This is a genomic window from Pseudomonas sp. GL_090, assembly GCF_057837765.1.
The window spans coordinates 1049815-1069286 of record NZ_CM174452.1 but is presented as its reverse complement, the minus strand read 5'-3'; the positions used below and the strand labels follow the sequence as shown (position 1 = coordinate 1069286).

Sequence of the window (19472 nt, the reverse complement as noted above, 5' to 3'; positions counted from 1 at the left end):
AAGAGCTTTGTTTTATTTTTGTTATCAAGCGTGTAACGGTCGGGCGGACGAGAGGTCACGGCCTCTCGTCCCGACCCTCGGTCAGCCGCGTTGCGGAGTACCTTTCTGCCCAGCCTTGCGGTTGGGGGCCATGCCGTTGGCCAACAGGGTTTCTTCAATGGTTTCGTACTGCACGCCGATGCGGTAAATCTCGCGGGCTTCTTTGCCGGTGGCGATTTCACGGCCCAGTTCATGGGCAATGCGCACGGTTTGCTGGATCTGGGCAACCGAGCCGAAACGGTCGCCCTTGTGGTCAATGATAGTGTCTTCGTTGCCCACACGCGGGTGCATGCCCATGGCCATCGACATGGTGTTGAACGGCATGACGTTTTTCAGCAGCGACTCGGAGGTCAGGGTGCAACCGTCCGGCGCGCGGTGGATGAAGTTGAAGAAGTTGAACGGGTTCGGGCCATCGAAACCGCCGCCGATACCGATCCAGGTCAGGTTCAGCGGGCCTTTGTAAACGCCACGACGCACCAGGCGCTCGAGGGTTTCCATGGCGTGCATGCCGGTCAACTGGAAGTGTGGCTGGATGCCGTTATCCATCAGGCGCTTGAGGTGCTCGGCAACCCAGGCCGGACCTGCCGGTACGGTCATTTCGCTGTAGGCAGCCTGGGTCAACGGGTTGACCAGGGAGGTACCTTCCAGGTATTCCGGATACAGCAGCTCCATGATGTTCATTTGCGTGGTATTGATTGCCACGGTGACCTGATCCGGTTTCGGCGTCAGCTCGGCCAGCATGTGGCGGGTGTCGTCGGACAGCCACTTGGCCGCTTCGCCATCGCTTTCCGGAGCGAAGGAAATCGAGCCGCCGACCTGGATGATCATGTCTGGCACGGCTTCACGCACACCGGCGATCAGCTCGTTGAACTTCGACAGGCGCTTGGAGCCCTTGCCGTCCAGTTCGCGCACATGCAGGTGCAGCACGGTGGCGCCGGCTTCATAGCATTCGACCGCTTTCTGGACTTGCTCGTCCATGGTCAGCGGGATGTCTTCCGGGAAGTCTTCCGGCATCCACTCCGGGCCGTACGGGGCCACGGTAATGACTACCTTTTCCATGTTTTCGGGGTGCAGGGAATCGTCGAAGAATTGCATGGCTGCTCCAGTTCTTATTTCAGTTCTTATGATTGTTCCGTCCACCCGGGGTCGTGCCGGGCAGACATTTTTACGAATACGAATGCCGCGAGTGCGATTGCAGGTGGCGTTCGATCAGAACGTCTTGTCGCCGATGATCCCGGCACGGTCCATCTTGCGATGGCACGGCGGGTAATCCATGACGGCGTAGTGCTGGGTACTGCGGTTGTCCCAGATGGCGATGCTGTTGGGCTTCCAGCGCCAGCGCACCTGATACTCAGGGATGTACGCCTGGCTGATCAGGTAGCGCAGCAACTCGCCCGCGCCAGGGTTGGCGTCCTGGCCGAACCGTACCCGCGCCGGGGTGTGGTAGTTGCTGAAGTGCGTGGCGAAAGCGTTGACGAACAGCACCTTCTCGCCGGTTTCCGGATGTGTGCGCACCACCGGGTGCTCGGCATCCGGAAATCTCTCCCTGAGCGCCAGGCGTTTTTCGATCGGCATGGCCGCACCGAAGCTGGCTTCGATGCTGTGACGGGCGCGCAGGTCGGCGATCTTCACCTTCACATCTTCGGGCAAGCGCGCGTATGCCTCGACCATGTTGGCCCACATGGTGTCGCCGCCCACCGGCGGGCACTCCAGGCAACGCAGTACGCAGCCCATCGGCGGGGCTTCGCGCCAGGTGGCGTCGCTGTGCCAGGAGTTTTCGTAGCGGTCCGCCGGCTGGTCCGGTTTCTTGTAGATCTGCACAAGGCCCGGATGCTCCGGATCACTGCCGGCCACCGGATGATCCTCCAGTTCGCCGAAGCGCCGGGCAAAAGCCACGTGCTCGGCACGGGTGATGTCCTGATCACGCAGGAACACCACGCGGTGCTTGAGCAACTGGGCACGAATCTCGGCAAACAGACCGTCGTCATGCACGGCGTCGGCCAGGTTGACGCCGATCAGTTCGGCGCCAATGCTGCAGGTCAATTGTTCGACTTTCATGGCTGGCCGCTCCTTAAACGACGAAAATCGATGAGCCGGTAGTCTTGCGCGATTCAAGGTCGCGATGGGCCTGCACCGCGTCCTGCAAGGCGTAGTGCTGGTTGATCTCGATCTTGATCCGGCCGCTGCCGACGTGGTCGAACAACTCACCGGCCAGCTCGGCTTTTTCAGCTGGGTCGCTGATGTAGTTGGCCAGGGCCGGACGGGTGAGGAACAGCGAGCCTTTCATCGCCAGCATCACCGGGTCGAACGCCGGGATCGGGCCGGACGCGGTACCCACGCAGACCATCAGGCCACGAGGTTTCAACGAATCCAGCGAACCCATGAAGGTGTTCTTGCCAACGCTGTCAAACACCACGTTGACGCCCACACCGTCGGTCAATTCGCGAACGCGAGCGGCGACGTCTTCATGGCTGTAGTTGATCGTATGGTCGCAACCGTGAGCCCGGGCGATTTCCGCCTTTTGCTCGGTCGACACCGTGCCGATCACGTTCAGGCCCAGCAACTTGGCCCACTGCGAAACGATCAGACCGACCCCGCCGGCGGCGGCATGCAACAGGATGCTGTCGCCCGGTTTGAAGTCGTAGATGCGGCGCATCAGGTACGAGGACGTCAAACCACGCATGGTCATCGCGGCAGCGGTCTCGAAGCTGATGGTTTCCGGCAGCTTGATCAGCGGCGCGGCCGGGATCAGGCGCTCGGTGCTGTAGGCACCGAGGGTGTTGAGGAAACCGGTGTAGGTGACACGATCACCGACCTCGACGTTGGTGACCCCTTCACCAACGGCCTGGACGACGCCAGACGCCTCGACGCCCATGCCGTTGGGCATCGGAATCGGGTAGGTGCCGTTGCGGAAATAGGTGTCGGCATAGTTCAGGCCGACTGCCACATGACGAAGCCGAACCTGGCCGGGACCGGGTTCGCCGACTTCGACGTCCTCATAACGTAGAACTTCGGGACCACCGGTTTCGTAAAAGCGTACGGCTTTGGCCATTTTTCTTATTCTCCAATCTGCAATGTGGGCGTGTTGCATCGAATTGCGCTGATTGGACTGTAGGACGAGGCCTGTCGGGACGCTTCTCATCAGACGACAATGGCTTTTCATTTGGTGACAGGCAGAAACGGGATCGTCTAGCCGGTCCCGTCGCCACCTGCGCTATCATCGCCCGCTTCCACGCCCCAAGAGTCTCGAAGCCGGATGTCCGAAACGCTGCCACTGCCTGATGATCATGCCCTGCCGCCGGTCCTGGCGGGTCCGCTGTTGCGGCGTCTGGAGCCCACGCGGCTGGCGCTGTGGCTGGTGGGTTCCCGGGCGCTGGCGCTGACCTTGCGCCTGCAGGGCGTCGGCGATATCCGCCTGGATGCCGGGCAATGCACGGTGATTGCAGTGGGGGCCCATGCCTTTGTGCACTTGATCGATGTACACCTCGATTGCGCCCTGCCCCGGGACGAGTCGATCGACTATGACCTGCTGATCGATGGTACAGAACAAGGCATCGCCGACTGGGCGCCGCACCTGCTGTACGGCGACGCTCGTTGCCCGAACTTCGTCCTGCGCGCACGGGTCGACCAGTTGCTGCACGGCTCTTGCCGCAAGCCTCATCACCCGGCGACAGACGGCTTGCTGTGCGTCGACCGGTTGCTGGCGCAGGAACATGCGGCAAAGGACCGCCCGGCACTGCTGATGATGACCGGCGATCAGGTCTACGCCGACGATGTCGCGGGGCCGATGTTGCGGGCGATTCACGCCTTGATCGAGCGCCTGGGTCTGTTCGGGGAACACCTCGAAGGCGCCGTGGTCAGCGACAGCGCCAGGCTCTACGAGCATCCGGCCAGTTACTACCACCGTGCGGATCTGCTGCCGGCACTGCAAAGCAATGAAACCCTGCGCGAGCGTTTTTTCGGTGGCGCGCGCAAGCCGATTTTCACCAGCAGCAGTGCCGACAACCACCTGGTGACCTTCGCCGAAGTCATGGCCATGTACTTGCTGGTCTGGTCGCCAGTGCCCTGGACCCTGATCGCGCCCCAGGCACCGTCGCTGACGCCGGAACGGCTCAAGCGCTACGCCCTTGAACAGACGCGCATCGATGCCTTCAAGGCAGGCCTTGGCAACGTCGCGCGGGCGCTGGCGCATCTGCCGACGCTGATGATTTTCGACGACCACGACATCACCGATGACTGGAACCTTAGCGCGCAGTGGGAGGAAACGGCCTACGGCCATCCGTTCTCCCGGCGCATCATCGGCAACGCGCTGCTGGCCTACATGTTGTGCCAGGGCTGGGGCAACAATCCGGATGCGTTCGGTGCCGTGCTGGAAAAGGCCGGTGCGTTGAGCGCCAGCGCACACGACCGCCACCTCGACAGCACGGTTCAGGATGACCTGATCGGTGATCTGCTGAAGTTTCAGCACTGGCATTACGTGCTGCCGACCACCCCGGCCATCGTGGTGATCGACACCCGCACCCGGCGCTGGCGCAGCGAGATGAACCTCAAGCAGCCTTCCGGTTTGCTCGACTGGGAAGCCCTGAGCGAACTGCAACAGGAACTGTTGGACCACCCGAGTGCGATCATCGTTTCGCCGGCGCCGATCTTCGGCGTCAAGCTGATTGAAACCGTGCAGCGGGTATTCAGCTGGTGCGGTTTTCCACTGCTGGTGGACGCGGAAAACTGGATGGCCCATCGCGGTGCGGCGCAGGTGATCCTGAATATTTTCCGCCACTCGCGCACGCCGGGTAACTACGTGGTGCTGTCGGGCGATGTGCACTATTCCTTCGTCTACGAAGTGCTGATCCGCCACCGCAAGGCCGGGCCGCGCATCTGGCAGATCACCAGCAGCGGCATCAAGAATGAATTCCCCGCCACCCTGCTCGAGTGGTTCGACCGCCTCAACCGCTGGCTGTACTCGCCGCGCTCACCATTGAACTGGCTGACCAAGCGTCGACGCATGCGCATCGTGCCGCATGTTCCGGAGCATGCCGAAGCCGGTGAGCGGCTATGGAATTCGGCGGGGATCGGGCAGGTGTTTTTCAATGACCTGGGGCAGCCGCAGACGATCTATCAGCACAACTCGAACGGCTCGCCGAAGACCCGAATGATTGCGCCAGCAGGCGATGATTGAGGTAGAGAGACACCACAAAAAACTGTGGGAGCGACGGTGCGGCGAGCAGACTCGCACACACTGGATTTCTGGCGTGTACTATTTCCAGATCCTGTGGGCCTGCTCGCGAAGTGGCCAGTTAAATATTGGGGGAATCCATTCTGTAACCCGCCCCCGGCGCACCTTCATGGAGTGCCACCTGAATGTTCGAATACAAGGCATTCGCCTCAGCAGTGGTGATTGATCGCGAACAATCACGCAGTACAACACGTAGCAGCACATTCTCCTGCCCCGGCAGCAATCCGAGGCGATCGATGGCCTGCAGAGGCAGTTCTGTGAACGCCCAGCGCCCTTTGATCTGCATTTCCTCGATCCAATCTGAACAATCGCCAGCTGCCTGCAACATCCTTTCAGTCAACACTTCCTCGCTCAGCCCCGGCGTTACCGCTAACGAAATATCACGAGTAATCGAAGGCAACCGAGAGACGGCGCGCCACGGATTCAGATCATGCATCTGTGCCTGTACTCGTTCGTTCTGATCACGCAGCAAACGAATATCCGGGATGCCTTTTCGCAGCATGGTCAAGCGATCCAATCCCATTCCCAGCGCCAGTCCTCCATGACGCAAAGGATCGATCTTCAGTCGCTCCAACAATGATTTGGCAATTCGACCGCACTCCAGAACCTCTACAGGGACGCCGTCATTCAACAGGTTTACTTCGATCCCGCCCTCAGTGTAGTGATGCGGACTATCACTGAAGATCCAAGGCATATCAGGCACGGCAGATTTGAGGATATCGCCGACCAAGCAGAGCAAATGCTCATGCGTCGACAATTCAGGATCGCCGAGCACCCAGATATCCATCTGATGCGGCTGCGCACAATGCCAACGATCCCGGCTGTCGCGACGAAAAGTGATACCAGGCGCGGCCAATAATATTGACTGCCCTGGTTGTCGTAGCTTGGCCGCTCGCTGAAGCGCAGAGGGAATTTGGCTAGTGGTTTGCGTCCGTAACAGAGACCACTCGTCAACCCATCGAGTGTGTGCACTTCCAAGCGTAATCTCAGATGGGTCATAACCAAGCAATCCGTAGTTTTCTTCAGCGGAAACAATTCTCGGCCCCGTCTGCACTTGCGCTTGTGGCCAGCCTTTATCCGTTAACCCTTGAAGGACCTCCTTGAGTAATAGTCGAATGGCGTGATCGGGTGCAGCGGGTTCTGTTAGATCAGCCAGTAACAAGGCTTGGTGTACGGATGTCTCTGTCAGATACTTCTTTGATTCCTGCACTACACAACCCCTTATTAACAATTGAATGTAGGCTCCCCGCAAAAAGAACCCCATAGACCAACCTAACGATTTCAGATCGTCCATCACAACCAAATTCGGTGAAAAACTAAATTTTCAGAAGAGGACTACAGCTACTACTTACACAAATAACCAAGAGCTTCTTATAAGACACCTCACGAGCATCATTAATTCTAAAAAAACCTCAATAAACCTATTTAATACATCAAAAAAATCTGTATTAATTATTTCGCCCCCTTCAAGACCACCAGGGAGCACAAAACCAACAAAACGAAAAAGGACAATCAAATGAAAAAGAAAAACGTCGTTAAAGAAAAGCTCACCCGCATAACTTCTGGCCCGGAAAATTTTGGCTGGGCGCCGTTAGCTTGGGCTCATACTGAAGAGTAATCGATGAAAATGGGCGTCGAGATCACTCTTGCCGCCCTCCGACAAAAAAGGAGGTACCAATGTTATCCAGGACGATGATAACAACGCTCTTTGGTCAAGAAGAGCCTTCTATAATTTCGGACTTTGAGGAGTTCCTCCAAGAGTGCTCTAAATTAGGATTCAACACGCTCAACATCTGTGACATCGACAGTCTCCCCAAAAACAGCATCATTTTTTCATTCACTAATGTCGCAGCGAAAAAGACATTTGAAATCGCGAAAAACACCAAGCACAAAAAAAGTATCTTTTGTGCAACACAAGTATTCGAGCCTACTTTAAAAGCAGCACTTTATAGTTTGAACCTGTTATTGATAAGCGACTTTCAACGAGCGCTAAGCACACAAAGACGTGTACTGAACATGCTCAATTCACACAACTCATTTTTCTTGACCGGAAATGATGCTGACGCGCAAATAACGATAACCCCTCACGCTCAGCCTTATGCTTTGATTACCGAGGATATAGAAAACGATTTCATTCAGTCCGTGGCGGAGTTTTTTGAAGTTCATTATGCTCACATGAACCCACAAGAGCCGAGTCCGTTTTCCTTTCACGGAACCTTAAAAATATCCGGAATACTTACAGTTCTTAGAAGAGCCAACCCAGCTTTACCAGAAGGTTTAAATACTTCTTTAAAATGGTTGAGCGATCGCATATCTGAAGAAGGTGCACTGTTGACCATTGAAGACAACACAATCACCTCACTGAAAATAAATGACAATGAACACATAAAACTATTGGATCTTGCAGCAGGACCTAGAGGCCTCAAGCTGACTGAGTTTGCTATTGGAGTAAACGACACAATCGCAAATAGCATTGACTACAAAATCAACTCTCAATTAAACGAAGGGATTAATGGCGTCCATATAGCAATCGGGGACGGTTCCTCTGGCTATCACATAGACTTCCTGAGCCCAGCAGTAAAGGTAAGCCCAACTCACAACTGAGCCAACCTGATCGCCCTCACTACAACCATCCACATCACAGCGATGTCTAAAAACTGACACTATAAAAGGGCTTACAGAAATGATGAGCAGTGACGCACGGCAAGTTACCGATGGACCTCAAGGCGCACAGGCCGGCGGATTTTGGCGTACCTGTAGGCTTGCCCGCGATAAGACCAGCACATCCAACATCAATGCTGACTGAAGCACCGCTTTCGCGAGCAGGTTCGCTCCCACAATTGATCGGAGTCGCTCATGGACCTCACCCGCACCCTGATCATTGGTAATTCCGGCTCGGGTAAGAGCTGGCTGGCGCAGCGGCTGGCCGAGCAATTGCGTGTGCCCTGGACCGATCTCGACCGGATTCGTTGGCTGTCCGACGAACACAGCATCGCCCGCCCCCGAACCGAAGCATTGGCCATGTCGCGGATTGCGGCCGAACAGGAGCGCTGGGTGATCGAAGGGGTTTACGGCTGGATCGTCAGCGAAATCCTCCACCGCGCCACGGCGTTGATCTGGTTGTGTGTCGATGACGAGGATTGCGTCGCCAACATTCGCCAACGGGAAACACAGGATGATGAACGGTTGGTGGCATTGCTGGAGTGGGCGGGCAGCTATCGCACGCGTGATGACTCAAGTGGATTTGCTGCGCATCAGCGGTTGTTCGAAGGGTTTAGCGATTCAAAAACTCGGTTGATGGATCAAGCTGAAATCACGGATTTTTTCGGCGCAATGCGAAACCCCGGTTAACCACTGCATCTGCCCCTTTCAAATCGGATCTGGACTACAGCAATCGCAGAAACATCTTTTGGAATGCAAACGGATACTGAACACCTATCCAGATGCGGAGAAGACCATGCGATATATCCGACACTTGCTGAGTTATTGCAGTATGAAAAAGAACACGCCGGTTGGCCTCGACGTGTCTGATGAAACCGCTTACCTACTACGATCAAAAGCCAACGCTGAACGATTATTCCAGTCGATCGAGAACTTGCGAAATCACCCCACTCACCCCGCGGACAATCATTTCCACCTCCCGCTCATCAATGGTCAGCGGCGGTAGCAGGCGAATGGTTTTGCCCCGCGTGACGTTGATCAACAAGCCATGATCCCGGGCGGCGATCAGGCTCAGGTCGCGGATCGGTTGCTTGAGTTCGATGCCGATCATCAGGCCCTGGCCACGGATTTGCGAGACGTTCGGGTTGCCCGCCAATTCTGTGCGCAATCTTTCGAGCAGGCGCGCCCCCTGAAGCCGGGCGTTTTCCAGCAGGCCTTGTTCTTCAACGATATCCAGTACGGTGCATCCGACCCGGCAGGCCAATGGATTACCGCCGAAGGTGCTGCCGTGGCTGCCCGGCGTGAAGAGTTCCGCCGCCTTGCCACGGGCCAGGCACGCGCCGATGGGCACGCCGTTGCCCAGGCCTTTGGCCAGGGTCATGACGTCCGGGACGATGCCTTCGTGCTGGAACGCGAACCACTGGCCGGTGCGGCCGATGCCGGTCTGGATTTCATCGAGCATCAACAGCCATGAGCGCCGGTTGCACAGTTCGCGCACGGCCTTGAGATAGCCCGGTGGCGCCAGCTGCACGCCGCTTTCGCCCTGGATCGGCTCCATCAGGATCGCCACGATCCGTGAACCGTGGGCCTGCTGCACCTTGTCCAGCGCATTGAGGTCGCCGAACGGCACTTTGACGAAATCCCCCGGCAGCTTGTTGAAACCCAGACGCACCGCAGGGCCATCGCTGGCCGACAAGGTGCCGAGGGTGCGGCCATGGAACGCGTTCTCCATGACCACCACCAGCGGCTGCTCGATGCCTTTGTGCCAGCCATGCAGCCGGGCGATCTTCAGTGCGGTCTCGTTGGCTTCGGCCCCGGAGTTGTTGAAAAACGCCCGGTCCATGCCCGCCAGCCGCGTCAGTTTCTGCGCCAGCCGCTGTTGCCAGTCGATGCTGTAGAGGTTCGAGGTGTGCAGCAGTAACCCGGCCTGTTCAACGATGGCGGCGACGATTTTCGGATGGGAGTGGCCGACATTGGTCACCGCCACACCGGCGACCGCATCCAGGTATTCCCGGCCGGCCTGGTCCCACAGGCGAGTGCCCAGGCCCTTGTTGAAACTCAAGGCCAAGGGTTGATAAGTGCTCATCAGGCAGGCGGCGGTCATGACATCAAGCTCCAGCAAGGGTCGGTGTTTTTGCAGTATGGTTAGCCACCAGAGCTGGATAAACACCGAAAAACTTCAATCATTTAAAAGCTGAGCTTGATAATGGATCTGTTCCAGGCAATGACCGTCTACGTGAAAGTGGTGGAAACCGGCAGCATGACCGCTGCCGCTTTGCAGTGCGAAATGTCCACGACCATGGTCGGCAATCACCTCAAGGCCCTGGAGCAACGACTGGGTGTGCGCCTGCTCAACCGCACGACGCGGCGCCAGCGGCTGACCGAGTTCGGCACCGCGTATTACCTGCGCTGCCTGGAAGTGCTGGGGTTGGTGGCCGATTCCGAGCGCCTGGCCGAGCAGGCGCTGGACGAACCGAGCGGCATCTTGCGCATCACCGCGCCCCTGACCTTCGGTACCGAACGTCTGGCACCGGCACTGAGCGAGTTCAGCCGGCAAAACCCGCGGGTGAAACTCGACGTGGTCCTGACCAACCGGCGCCCGGACCTGCTGGAAAACGGCCTCGATGTAGCGTTCCGCCTTGGCGCTCTGGAACCCTCCAATCTGATCGCCCGCCCGCTGATCGACTACACCCTGACCATGTGCGCGTCACCGGAGTACCTCGCCCGGCGCGGCACACCGCAAACGCCTGAAGACCTGCGACACCACGACTGCCTGTCCTTTGCCTATCCGGCCGGGGATGACTGGCAATCGGTGCAAAAGGAATGGCGCCTGGCCGGTCCCGATGGCGAAGTCAGCGTGGGGGTCAGCGGGCCGATGTTGATCAACAGTTCGGCGGGACTGCATCAGGCTGCGCGCACCGGCATGGGCATCGTGATGATGCCCGACGCCCTGGTCGAGCAGGATCTCAAGGACGGAAAGCTGTTGGCCCTGATGCCCGATTACTGCCCGCCCAGCCGGCCGATGCACCTGGTCTATGCCCAGGATCGCCACCGTTTGCCGAAACTGCGGCGCTTCGTCGAGTTTGCCGTACAGAGGTGGGGCAAGCACCCGTCGGCCGAATAGGCCATGCATTTACATCCCCGCCTTCACCAGCACCGGCTGCTCCTGATAGCGATTGGGGTACAGCTGCTTCAACTGCGCGACCTTCGGCAAGTCGTTGATCACGATGTACGGATAGGTCGGATGCTCGGTCAGGAAGTCCTGATGTTCTTCCTCCGCCGGGTAGAAACCGTTGTAGCTTTCCAGCTTGGTCACTATCGGTTTATCGAACGACTTGGCGGCATCAAGCTGGGCAATGTAGGCCTGCGCGACCCGTTGCTGTTCACTGGTTTTGGTGAAAATCGCCGAGCGATATTGAGTGCCGGTATCCGGCCCCTGGCGATTGAGTTCGGTCGGGTTGTGTGCCACCGAAAAGTAGATCTGCAACAAGGTGCCGTAGCTGACCTGAGCAGGATCAAACGTCACTTCGACCGATTCCGCATGGCCGGTATTGCCGTTACTGACGCGCTCGTATTGTGCGGTATTGGCCGCTCCGCCCGCGTAGCCGGAGACGGCGTTCTTCACGCCTTTGACATGCTGGAACACCCCTTGAACACCCCAGAAACAGCCACCGGCAAACACGGCGGTTTCGCTGCGGGCCTGAGTGGTTTCATCGAGGGCCGGCGGTGGAAGGATGACCCCCTCTTCGGCGCCACCGAAGGAGAAGGCCGAGCATTGGCCGATGATGCCGGCAGCCGCCAGCCCCAGCAGGGTACGGCGCCAGGTAAAGAGTGTTTTCATGGGGCGAACTCCTGAAGCGTTGGAAAGTAATCAGCCGAAGGTGAAGGCGTAAGCCGACGCACCCGGATCAAGAAACTCGATACTGAAGGTCCGGTCGGTCACGCCGCCGCTCTGACGCACCAGTTGATACAAGCGCTGGTCGGTCACGGTGCCGCTGCCGTCGGGGACCACGTCCATGCCGTGGGCATCGCCGGGAGCCTTGCCGTCGATCAGCACCTTGAAGCGCACCGGCTTGCCATCGGCGCCAGGGCCGAGAACCAGATGCAAATCACGGGCATGGAAGCGATAGACGATGCGGCTGGCCGGTGCGCTGGCGGTGGCCCGCTCCGGACCGACATGCCACTGGCCGCCCAGGCTCCAGTCGTTGAGGGCCAGTTGCGCAGGCGGGTTGTAGGCCGCGACCTTGTCCGGCACCAGCGCGGTTTGCGGTACGAAGTGCTCGGCACGCTGGTAGCCGACATAGGTTTCCGGCGACTGCACGGCGTCGTTGTCCGGGGCCATTTGCACACCGTCGGCCTTGGCACTGATCAGCCCGTCGGCGACCTTGGCCGCCCCCGCCTCGCGCAGCAATTGCTGAATGACTCGCTCAGACTCGGCGTACGCGCCTTCGCCGAAGTGGTGATAGCGAATGCGTCCCTGGGCGTCGGCAAAGTAATGCGCCGGCCAATACTCGTTGTTGAAGGCGCGCCAGATCTTGAACTCGTTGTCGATGGCCACCGGGTAGTTGATGCCCAGGTCTTTCATGGCCTTGGTGACGTTGCCGACGTCACGCTCGAAGGCAAACTCCGGCGCATGCACACCGATCACCACCAGGCCCTGATCGCGATACTTCTCGGCCCAGGCCTTCACATAGGGCAGCGAACGCAGGCAGTTGATGCAGGAGTAGGTCCAGAAATCCACCAGCACGACCTTGCCTTTCAAGGCCTGGGCATCGAGAGGTGGCGAGTTGAGCCATTGCACGGCGCCCTCCAGTGACGGCAGGTTGCCTTCGACCGGCAAGCTGCCCGGGGAATTCTCGGCCACTTGCGCTGCGCCCCCGGAGGTCGAGTTCTGCGCCATCATCGCCCCGCTGTTACGCGCAGATTTGCCGCTCAGTTTTTCCACCAGCGCCTGCTCGATACCACCGGTCGACGCCGTAGAGAGCCGCGCCAGAACCCCCGTATCCAGACCCAGGGCAATCGCCGCCACACCCGCCAGCATCGCCGCGCCAAGACCGCGACGCAGCCATTCGCCCGCGCCGATGGAGCGCTTCATCGCGGTGAAGACTTTGCCGCCCAGCAACAAGGCCAGCGCGAGGGACGTGGCGGCACCGGCGGCATACGCCAGCAGCAAAAAGCTGGTTTGAATGCTGGCGCCTTGTAGTGCTGCACCGGTCAACAGCAGACCGAGAATCGGCCCGGCGCAAGGTGCCCACAGCAGGCCGGTGGCCACGCCGATCAGCAACGAAGCACCGGGACGTGGTCGCGCATCGGCGCCCGCCGCCTCCGACAAACGACTGCCCGCCGCCACCAATGGCCGGGTCAGGCGTTCAGCCAATTGCGGCAGCAACAACGTCAGTCCGAACAATGCCACGAACACCAGCGCCAGCCAGCGCCCGTACTGGTTGAGCTGCACCACCCAGCCACCGCCCACCGCCGCCAATGTGGCGACCAGTGCGAAGGTCAGCGCCATCCCGATCAACAGCGGTAATCCGCTTTTGACGAAGGGTTGCCCGGTGCGGGCGAAGACAAACGGCAACACCGGCAAAATGCACGGGCTGACAATCGTCAGCACACCACCGAGATAAGCGAGGACCAGCAGCCACATGGCGATTACCTGCAAAAAGTGAGCGGAAGGGAATCACACCGTCCTGGGCACGAATTTCATCGCCAGGCCGTTCATGCAGTAGCGCAGGCCGGTGGGTTTCGGGCCGTCGTCGAAGACATGCCCCAGATGCCCACCGCAGCGCCGGCAGTGAACCTCTTCGCGGACCATGCCGAACGCCCGGTCCTGACGGGTCGCCACGGCCTTGTCCAGCGGCGCCCAGAAACTCGGCCAACCGGTGCGGCTGTCGAACTTGGTTGCAGAGGAAAACAGCGGCAGGTCGCAACCGGCGCAGGCGAAGGTGCCATCGCGGTGCTCATTGTTCAGCGGGCTGCTGTAGGCGCGTTCGGTGCCTTCTTCGCGAAGGATGTCGTACTGCTCGTCACTGAGGATCGCGTGCCATTCGCTGTCACTGTGGGTCACTTCGAATACCTCCGCTGCGCTGGCCTCACTGATCAATGCCGGGCCTGTGGAAAACTTCGGCAACAGGCCGATTGCCAGGGCCGTCATCCCCAGCCCGCCGCTCGCGACAAGAAATTGCCGTCTTGAAAACATGCTCGCCTCCAAAAAATCCAGGGGTGTTTCATGGAACACAGCCTAGGCTTTGGGTGATCGCCAAATCCTCACGGGAAGTTAAACAATTCGTGATAACTCAGACCCCGAAAAACCCGCACAATGCGTCTGCCCGAACTGTAGGAGCGAGCCTGCTCGCGATGGTGGTTCAGACACAGTGGTGTCGACTGACACTCCATCGCGAGCAGGCTCGCTCCTACAGGGGCATTGCGCATCATGCGTGCATCGCACTGAAGGATTGAGCTGAATGGAACAGACCAAACGCGTCCTCGTGGTCGAGGACGATATGCATATCGCCGACCTGATCTGCCTGCACCTTCGCGATGAGCAGTTCGAGGTGGTACACAGCGCCGATGGCGATGAAGGCATGCGCCTGCTGCAACAGGGCAACTGGGACGCACTGGTCCTCGACCTGATGCTGCCCGGCGTCGACGGCCTGGAAATCTGCCGACGCGCCCGGGCCATGGCCCGCTACACGCCGATCATCATCACCAGCGCACGCTCCAGCGAAGTGCACCGGATTCTCGGCCTGGAACTGGGTGCCGACGACTATCTGGCCAAGCCCTTTTCCATGCTTGAACTGGTGGCCCGGGTCAAAGCGCTGCTGCGCCGGGTCGATGCCATGGCGCGCAACCTGAAGATGGACGCCGGCAGCCTGCTCACCGACGGCCTGGCCATCGACCCGATCACCCGCGATGTGTCCCTCGACGGACGGCGCCTGGACCTCACGCCCCGGGAGTTCGACTTGCTGTATTTCTTTGCCCGCCAGCCCGGCAAGGTGTTTTCGCGCATGGACCTGCTCAATGCCGTGTGGGGCTACAGCCACGAAGGCTACGAACACACGGTCAACACCCACATCAACCGCCTGCGCGCCAAGATCGAGGCCGACCCGGCGCAACCGGTGCGCATCCTCACGGTCTGGGGCCGTGGCTACAAATTCGCCACAGGCGAGGAGCCGCAGCCATGAGGCTGACCCTGACGCAACGCCTGTCCCTGGTGTTCGCCGTGCTGCTGCTGGTGTGCTGCGGCACGTCGGCGTGGTTGCAGGTGCGCTCCAACCAGATGCATGAGCAGGAAGTGGTGCAAGGCTTGTCCCGGGACCTGGCGCAGCACATCGCCAGTGACACGGTGCTGATGGACACCCAGGGCCTGATGCCCAATGCCGTGCATGACCTGTTCAGCAAACTGATGCAGGTCAACCCGAGCGTCGAGGTGTACCTGCTGGACACCGAGGGCAAGATTGTCGGCAGCGCCGCGCCCGAGGGCCGGATCCGTCGCGAACGGATCGACCTGGCGCCGATCCAGCGCCTGTTGCGGGGCGATGCACTGCCGATTCTCGGCGACGACCCGCGCAGCGTCGATGCGCGCAAGGTGTTCAGCGCCGCGCCACTGCAAGTGGATGGCAAGCCGGCCGGTTATCTCTACGTGGTGTTGCTCGGCGAGGATCACGACCGCCTGGCCGAACGCGGCGCGACCAGCGCGGCACTCAACACGGCATTGCTGTCCATCGGCCTGGTGGCGCTGCTGTGCCTGATTGCCGGTCTCACGGCGTTTGCCCTGATTACCCGGCCGTTGCGCCGTTTGACCGAAACTGTCAGCCAGTTCGACATCGATGGCGTCCCGGTGACACCGGCCCTGCCCGTCGCAGTGGAAAAAGCCGCCAGCCATGATGAAATCGCCGTGCTCGATGCGGCATTCCGGCAGATGCAGGCACGCCTGGGCGAGCAATGGCGCTCATTGACCCGTCAGGATCAGGAGCGCCGCGAACTGGTGGCAAACATCTCCCACGACTTGCGTACGCCGCTGGCCTCGCTGCACGGTTATCTGGAAACCCTGTCGCTCAAGGACGCCACGCTGTCCCCTGCCGACCGCCGTCGCTATCTGGGCATCGCCCTGGACCAGAGCCGCAAGGTCGGCGGTCTGGCGCAGTCGCTGCTGGAACTGGTGCGGCTGGAACATGGCTTCGTACAACCGGTGCTGGAACGCTTTTCCCTGACCGACCTGGCTCAGGACATCTTCCAGAAATTCGAACTCACCGCCGAAGCACGCCAAGTCGAACTCAAGGCCACCTTCGCGCCTAATGCCTCAGCGGCCTGCGCGGATCTCGGCTTGATCGAGCGGGTGCTGACCAACCTGTTCGACAACGCCCTGCGCCATACCCCGGCCGGTGGCGAGGTCGAGCTGGGCCTGCGCCCGCAAGGCTCATTCATTGAAGTCACGGTCAGCGATACCGGCCCCGGCATCGCCCCGGAACTGCGCGAAGGGTTGTTCCTGCGCCCGTTCAATATCGGCGGCGCACGGCGTGATGGTGGGCTGGGGCTGCGGATCGTGCATCGCATCCTGCAATTGCATGGGCGCGAGATTCAGCTGATCGATGTGCCTGGGCGCGGGGCGACGTTCCGGTTTTCATTGCCGATCGATGAGGAAACGGCAACTGCGTTGGCGGTGCGTCGATGAACCTCAATACACCGCGGCAGGCCTGAAGGACGGTGGTGTCTGTCAGGGCCCCATCGCGAGCAAGCTCGCTCCCACAGGGGTTATGTGTCGATCACAAAATCCGCAGCCAATCCGATCCATTGTGGGAGCGAGCTCGCTCGCGATGGTCTCAAGAGCACCGTGCTCATCCAGAATGAACGCGTTATCGTTAACGTCCATCGCGAGCAGGCTCGCTCCTACAGGGGAGCAAAAAAATGACCAGCCGCCTGTTGATCCGTGACAACGTCGCCCCGGTCCAATAGATTAGGCGACCTGAAAAAGCCCCCGGGCTTTCTCGCCCCAATTCAAGCTAAAAAAGTAGTGAAATTTCAATGTCCGATTCCAACACCGCTGAAACCGTAGTCACCTTGTCGTCCAAAGCGGAATACGAAAACTCCATCAATCTTTCACAACACGTGCCCCAGGCAAAAACCATCAGCGAGATGGTGCTGGACGCTTTCCAGTCCACCCGCGAAAGCGACCAGATCCGCGAACTGCGTGCCGCGATCCGTCAGGCCCACGACAGCTTCGACGATGACAAAGCCTACGAACTGATGGGCCAGCTCAAGCAACTCAAGGACGCCGAGGCCGCCGACATCGCCGCCCTCGAAGACTTGAGCGGCAAATTCCCGATCAGCCGCATCCTGTCCAGCTTCAAGGACGACCCGGCGTTCCAGGAAATCGTCTACGGCCTGGCCCTGAAGGTGCTGAACCAGACCCACCAGGCCATCAGCAACCCGAGCGGCGGCAAGAGCAAAGCCGCCAAGGCCAAGAAAGAAGTCGAAGTGTTCACCATCAGCAAGGACGGCATGAGCGTCACCTTGCCGCTGCGCACTCCGCGCTCGCGCCTGAACGTCGACCGTGAGGCCCTGGAATTCCTCGGTTTCACCTTCGTTGGCGAAGGCGAAGAGGCGGAACTGGAAAGCGAGACGTTCCTGGACAATAGCGGCGCCGAACAGGCCGTCAACCGCAAGAACATCATCACCGCCCTGCAGCAACAGAGCGCGTTCGACGGGTACAGCATCGCAGTACAGTAAGGCCCCCCGCGTCACAAGGTCCTCAGCGACTGACTCCAGAGCCCCGCCATCAGTGCGGGGCTTTTTATTGTCCGTGATTCGGGCAAAACCGCAATTACTCTTCCAGTATCGACGCAGAACACCACTTCCCTTCACCCATGAGCACCACGGGTCCGCCTGCGGGGAGCGTCAACTCACTTTCCAGCCCAGACCCCGGTGGTGCAACTGCCGAGGTCACCATGAACACGCCCCCCTTGTATCGCCAGTTAGCCAACCACTACCTGGACGCGATCCGCAGCGGCACCCTGAAAACCGGTGAACGCCTGCCCTCGATCCGGTTGATGATGGAAAAACATGCCGTCAGCCTGTCGACCGCCGTGCAGGTGTGCCGGGAACTGGAAGACTGCGGTGTATTGGAAGCCCGACCGCGTTCCGGCAACTACATTCGCCAGCCCGACACAGCGCCCAGGCCCGCCCCGATTGCCTTGGCGCCGGATACCCGCGCGTATGTCGGCATTCATGAACAGGTCTGCGCGGTACTCAAGGCCAGCCAACGCGCGACGATCAGGGTCAACTTCGCCAGCGCCTACTGCGCGCCGGAGCTTTATCCGCTCAAGACCTTGCAAGACAGCATGATCAAGGCGCTGCGCTACGACGCCGGCCTGCTCGGTGCCGCGGGATCGACCTGCGGCAACAGCGCATTGCGCAACATCCTGGCCCGACGTGCATTGGCCAGCAAGACCCACCTGGCCCCCGAACGGATCGTGATCACCAACGGCGCCACCGAAGCGATCAATCTGGCCTTGCGTGCGGTCACCCGCCCCGGCGACACCGTAGCCGTGGAGTCGCCGACCTTCTACGGTCTGCTGCAGATTCTCGAAAGCCTGAACCTGCGCGTGCTGGAAGTCCCGGCCTCGGCCCATACCGGGCTCAATCTGCAGGCCCTGCAACGGCTGCTGCAAGGTGCCGAACGGGTCAAGGCGCTGATCGTCATTCCCAACCTGCAAAACCCGCTGGGCAGCATCATGCCCGACGCCAACAAGGCACGGCTGGTGAAACTGTGCGCCGAGCACGACACCGTGCTGATCGAGGACGACACCTACGGCGACCTGGTGGACACCGAACAGCCGCTGTCGACGCTCAAACATTGGGATAGCACCGACAACGTGATCTATTGCGCCTCGTTGAACAAAACCCTGGCACCGGGCATGCGCCTGGGCTGGATCAGCGCCGGCAAATGGCACGACCGCGTGGAGATGCTCAAACATGCACAGTCGCGGGGGTGCGAGGCGTTATCGCAATTGGCGGCCAGTGAGTTCATGCGCACACCGTCCTACGAACGTTACCTGCGGCGCTTGAGGAAAACCCTGACCCAACAACGTCAACAGATGAGCGAGGCGATCATTCGCTACTTCCCCCTCGGCACCCACGTGACCAATCCCCAGGGCGGTACGCTGTTATGGGTGGAACTGCCTCGCCGGCATTCATCGATGACGTTATTTGACGAAGCGTTGAAGGCCGGCATCCAGATTTCGCCTGGGGATATCTTTTCCAATGCCAGGCGTTTCGATCACTTTGTGCGCATGGGTTGTGGCGCACCGTATTCGCCGCGGATTGATGAGGCATTGCAGACGTTGGGGCGCCTGCTCCAACATCAGGGTTGACCGCGATTCTGTAGGAGTGAGCCTGCTCGCGATGGCGGTGGATCAGATACATCAATGTTGAATATGCCGCCGTCTTCGCGAGCAGGCTCGCTCCTACAAGGGATTTGCGGTGAACACAACATCGCTGAACGACAGTAATCAACTGTGGGAGTGAGCCTGTTCGCGAA

General features: G+C 59.7%; 15 protein-coding genes and 1 pseudogene. 8 read left to right on the top strand and 8 right to left on the bottom strand.

Translation table 11 applies throughout. The features are described 5' to 3' along the window. Positions 1-81: 81 nt before the first annotated feature. The 3 genes from AC3ITA_RS04710 to AC3ITA_RS04700 all read right to left on the bottom strand — a co-directional run bounded on the left by AC3ITA_RS04710 (position 82) and on the right by AC3ITA_RS04700 (position 3091). The gene (locus tag AC3ITA_RS04710; protein ID WP_489279611.1) at positions 82-1134 is read right to left on the bottom strand and encodes a beta-keto acid cleavage family enzyme; all 1053 of its coding nucleotides are present in this window, start codon (positions 1132-1134) and stop codon (positions 82-84) included. A 114-nt stretch (positions 1135-1248) separates the two neighbouring features. Then, a complete protein-coding gene (locus tag AC3ITA_RS04705; RefSeq protein ID WP_489279609.1) occupies positions 1249-2097 on the bottom strand; it encodes a TauD/TfdA dioxygenase family protein in 849 nt (282 codons plus the stop codon). A 13-nt stretch (positions 2098-2110) separates the two neighbouring features. Continuing rightward, a complete protein-coding gene (locus AC3ITA_RS04700) occupies positions 2111-3091 on the bottom strand; it encodes a quinone oxidoreductase family protein (RefSeq protein WP_095944490.1) in 981 nt (326 codons plus the stop codon). A 204-nt stretch (positions 3092-3295) separates the two neighbouring features. Here AC3ITA_RS04700 and AC3ITA_RS04695 point away from each other — a divergent pair, with 204 nt between their 5' ends. Continuing rightward, positions 3296-5215, top strand: a complete 1920-nt coding sequence (locus tag AC3ITA_RS04695) for an alkaline phosphatase D family protein (protein WP_489279606.1) — start codon at positions 3296-3298, stop codon at positions 5213-5215. Positions 5216-5333: 118 nt separating this feature from the next. Here the strand turns inward: AC3ITA_RS04695 and srmL are convergent, their stop codons facing one another. Further along, positions 5334-6482 carry a PheS-related mystery ligase SrmL gene (srmL, locus tag AC3ITA_RS04690; RefSeq protein ID WP_489280750.1) on the bottom strand — a complete coding sequence of 383 codons (1149 nt, stop codon included), beginning with the start codon at positions 6480-6482 and terminating at the stop codon, positions 5334-5336. Between the two features lie 467 nt (positions 6483-6949). On the opposite strand from srmL, the gene AC3ITA_RS04685 reads away from it, so the two are divergent. Next, positions 6950-7876 carry a CgnE/CgnB domain-containing protein gene (locus AC3ITA_RS04685; RefSeq protein ID WP_489279605.1) on the top strand — a complete coding sequence of 309 codons (927 nt, stop codon included), beginning with the start codon at positions 6950-6952 and terminating at the stop codon, positions 7874-7876. A gap of 252 nt (positions 7877-8128) precedes the next feature. Beyond that, on the top strand, positions 8129-8623 hold the full coding sequence (locus AC3ITA_RS04680; protein WP_414929729.1) for a P-loop NTPase family protein: 495 nt from the start codon (positions 8129-8131) through the stop codon (positions 8621-8623). Positions 8624-8846: 223 nt separating this feature from the next. On the opposite strand, the gene AC3ITA_RS04675 is transcribed toward AC3ITA_RS04680, so the two are convergent. Then, positions 8847-10037 carry an aspartate aminotransferase family protein gene (locus AC3ITA_RS04675; RefSeq protein ID WP_489279602.1) on the bottom strand — a complete coding sequence of 397 codons (1191 nt, stop codon included), beginning with the start codon at positions 10035-10037 and terminating at the stop codon, positions 8847-8849. A gap of 102 nt (positions 10038-10139) precedes the next feature. Here AC3ITA_RS04675 and AC3ITA_RS04670 point away from each other — a divergent pair, with 102 nt between their 5' ends. Continuing rightward, a complete protein-coding gene (locus tag AC3ITA_RS04670; protein WP_095944486.1) occupies positions 10140-11057 on the top strand; it encodes a LysR family transcriptional regulator in 918 nt (305 codons plus the stop codon). Positions 11058-11066: 9 nt separating this feature from the next. Here AC3ITA_RS04670 and msrA read toward each other — a convergent pair whose 3' ends face one another. The 3 genes from msrA to msrB are packed head-to-tail and all read right to left on the bottom strand — an operon-like array spanning position 11067 to position 14132. Then, positions 11067-11774, bottom strand: coding sequence for a peptide-methionine (S)-S-oxide reductase MsrA (gene msrA, locus AC3ITA_RS04665; RefSeq protein ID WP_095944485.1), 708 nt, complete (start codon positions 11772-11774; stop codon positions 11067-11069). Positions 11775-11804: 30 nt separating this feature from the next. Then, the gene (locus AC3ITA_RS04660; protein WP_489279599.1) at positions 11805-13580 is read right to left on the bottom strand and encodes a cytochrome c biogenesis protein DipZ; all 1776 of its coding nucleotides are present in this window, start codon (positions 13578-13580) and stop codon (positions 11805-11807) included. Positions 13581-13613: 33 nt separating this feature from the next. Further along, positions 13614-14132 (bottom strand): peptide-methionine (R)-S-oxide reductase MsrB, encoded by a 519-nt coding sequence (gene msrB / locus AC3ITA_RS04655; RefSeq protein WP_095944483.1) that lies wholly within the window; start codon positions 14130-14132, stop codon positions 13614-13616. A 265-nt stretch (positions 14133-14397) separates the two neighbouring features. On the opposite strand from msrB, the gene AC3ITA_RS04650 reads away from it, so the two are divergent. The 4 genes and pseudogenes from AC3ITA_RS04650 (at position 14398) to AC3ITA_RS04635 (ending at position 19305) form a co-directional block, all read left to right on the top strand. Beyond that, positions 14398-15117 carry a response regulator transcription factor gene (locus AC3ITA_RS04650; protein WP_056728524.1) on the top strand — a complete coding sequence of 240 codons (720 nt, stop codon included), beginning with the start codon at positions 14398-14400 and terminating at the stop codon, positions 15115-15117. Then, positions 15114-16633 (top strand): annotated as a pseudogene (locus AC3ITA_RS04645) (sensor histidine kinase). Before AC3ITA_RS04650 ends, AC3ITA_RS04645 begins: the two are co-directional and overlap by 4 nt. A 324-nt stretch (positions 16634-16957) precedes the next feature. Continuing rightward, a complete protein-coding gene (locus AC3ITA_RS04640) occupies positions 16958-17662 on the top strand; it encodes a hypothetical protein (RefSeq protein WP_095944479.1) in 705 nt (234 codons plus the stop codon). A 218-nt stretch (positions 17663-17880) separates the two neighbouring features. Next, positions 17881-19305: an aminotransferase-like domain-containing protein gene (locus AC3ITA_RS04635; RefSeq protein ID WP_489279596.1), complete on the top strand. Its 1425-nt coding sequence runs from the start codon at positions 17881-17883 to the stop codon at positions 19303-19305. Positions 19306-19472: the final 167 nt, after the last annotated feature.

Bases quoted from the DNA above. Each gene is read 5' to 3' on its own strand.
- msrB (WP_095944483.1), bottom strand. From the start codon at position 14,132: ATGTTTTCAAGACGGCAATTTCTTGTCGCGAGCGGCGGGCTGGGGATG.
- AC3ITA_RS04650 (WP_056728524.1), top strand. From the start codon at position 14,398: ATGGAACAGACCAAACGCGTCCTCGTGGTCGAGGACGATATGCATATC.
- AC3ITA_RS04695 (WP_489279606.1), top strand. From the start codon at position 3,296: ATGTCCGAAACGCTGCCACTGCCTGATGATCATGCCCTGCCGCCGGTC.
- AC3ITA_RS04670 (WP_095944486.1), top strand. From the start codon at position 10,140: ATGGATCTGTTCCAGGCAATGACCGTCTACGTGAAAGTGGTGGAAACC.
- msrA (WP_095944485.1), bottom strand. From the start codon at position 11,774: ATGAAAACACTCTTTACCTGGCGCCGTACCCTGCTGGGGCTGGCGGCT.
- AC3ITA_RS04680 (WP_414929729.1), top strand. From the start codon at position 8,129: ATGGACCTCACCCGCACCCTGATCATTGGTAATTCCGGCTCGGGTAAG.
- AC3ITA_RS04635 (WP_489279596.1), top strand. From the start codon at position 17,881: ATGAACACGCCCCCCTTGTATCGCCAGTTAGCCAACCACTACCTGGAC.
- AC3ITA_RS04640 (WP_095944479.1), top strand. From the start codon at position 16,958: ATGTCCGATTCCAACACCGCTGAAACCGTAGTCACCTTGTCGTCCAAA.
- AC3ITA_RS04700 (WP_095944490.1), bottom strand. From the start codon at position 3,091: ATGGCCAAAGCCGTACGCTTTTACGAAACCGGTGGTCCCGAAGTTCTA.
- AC3ITA_RS04685 (WP_489279605.1), top strand. From the start codon at position 6,950: ATGTTATCCAGGACGATGATAACAACGCTCTTTGGTCAAGAAGAGCCT.
- AC3ITA_RS04675 (WP_489279602.1), bottom strand. From the start codon at position 10,037: ATGACCGCCGCCTGCCTGATGAGCACTTATCAACCCTTGGCCTTGAGT.
- AC3ITA_RS04660 (WP_489279599.1), bottom strand. From the start codon at position 13,580: ATGTGGCTGCTGGTCCTCGCTTATCTCGGTGGTGTGCTGACGATTGTC.
- AC3ITA_RS04710 (WP_489279611.1), bottom strand. From the start codon at position 1,134: ATGCAATTCTTCGACGATTCCCTGCACCCCGAAAACATGGAAAAGGTA.
- AC3ITA_RS04705 (WP_489279609.1), bottom strand. From the start codon at position 2,097: ATGAAAGTCGAACAATTGACCTGCAGCATTGGCGCCGAACTGATCGGC.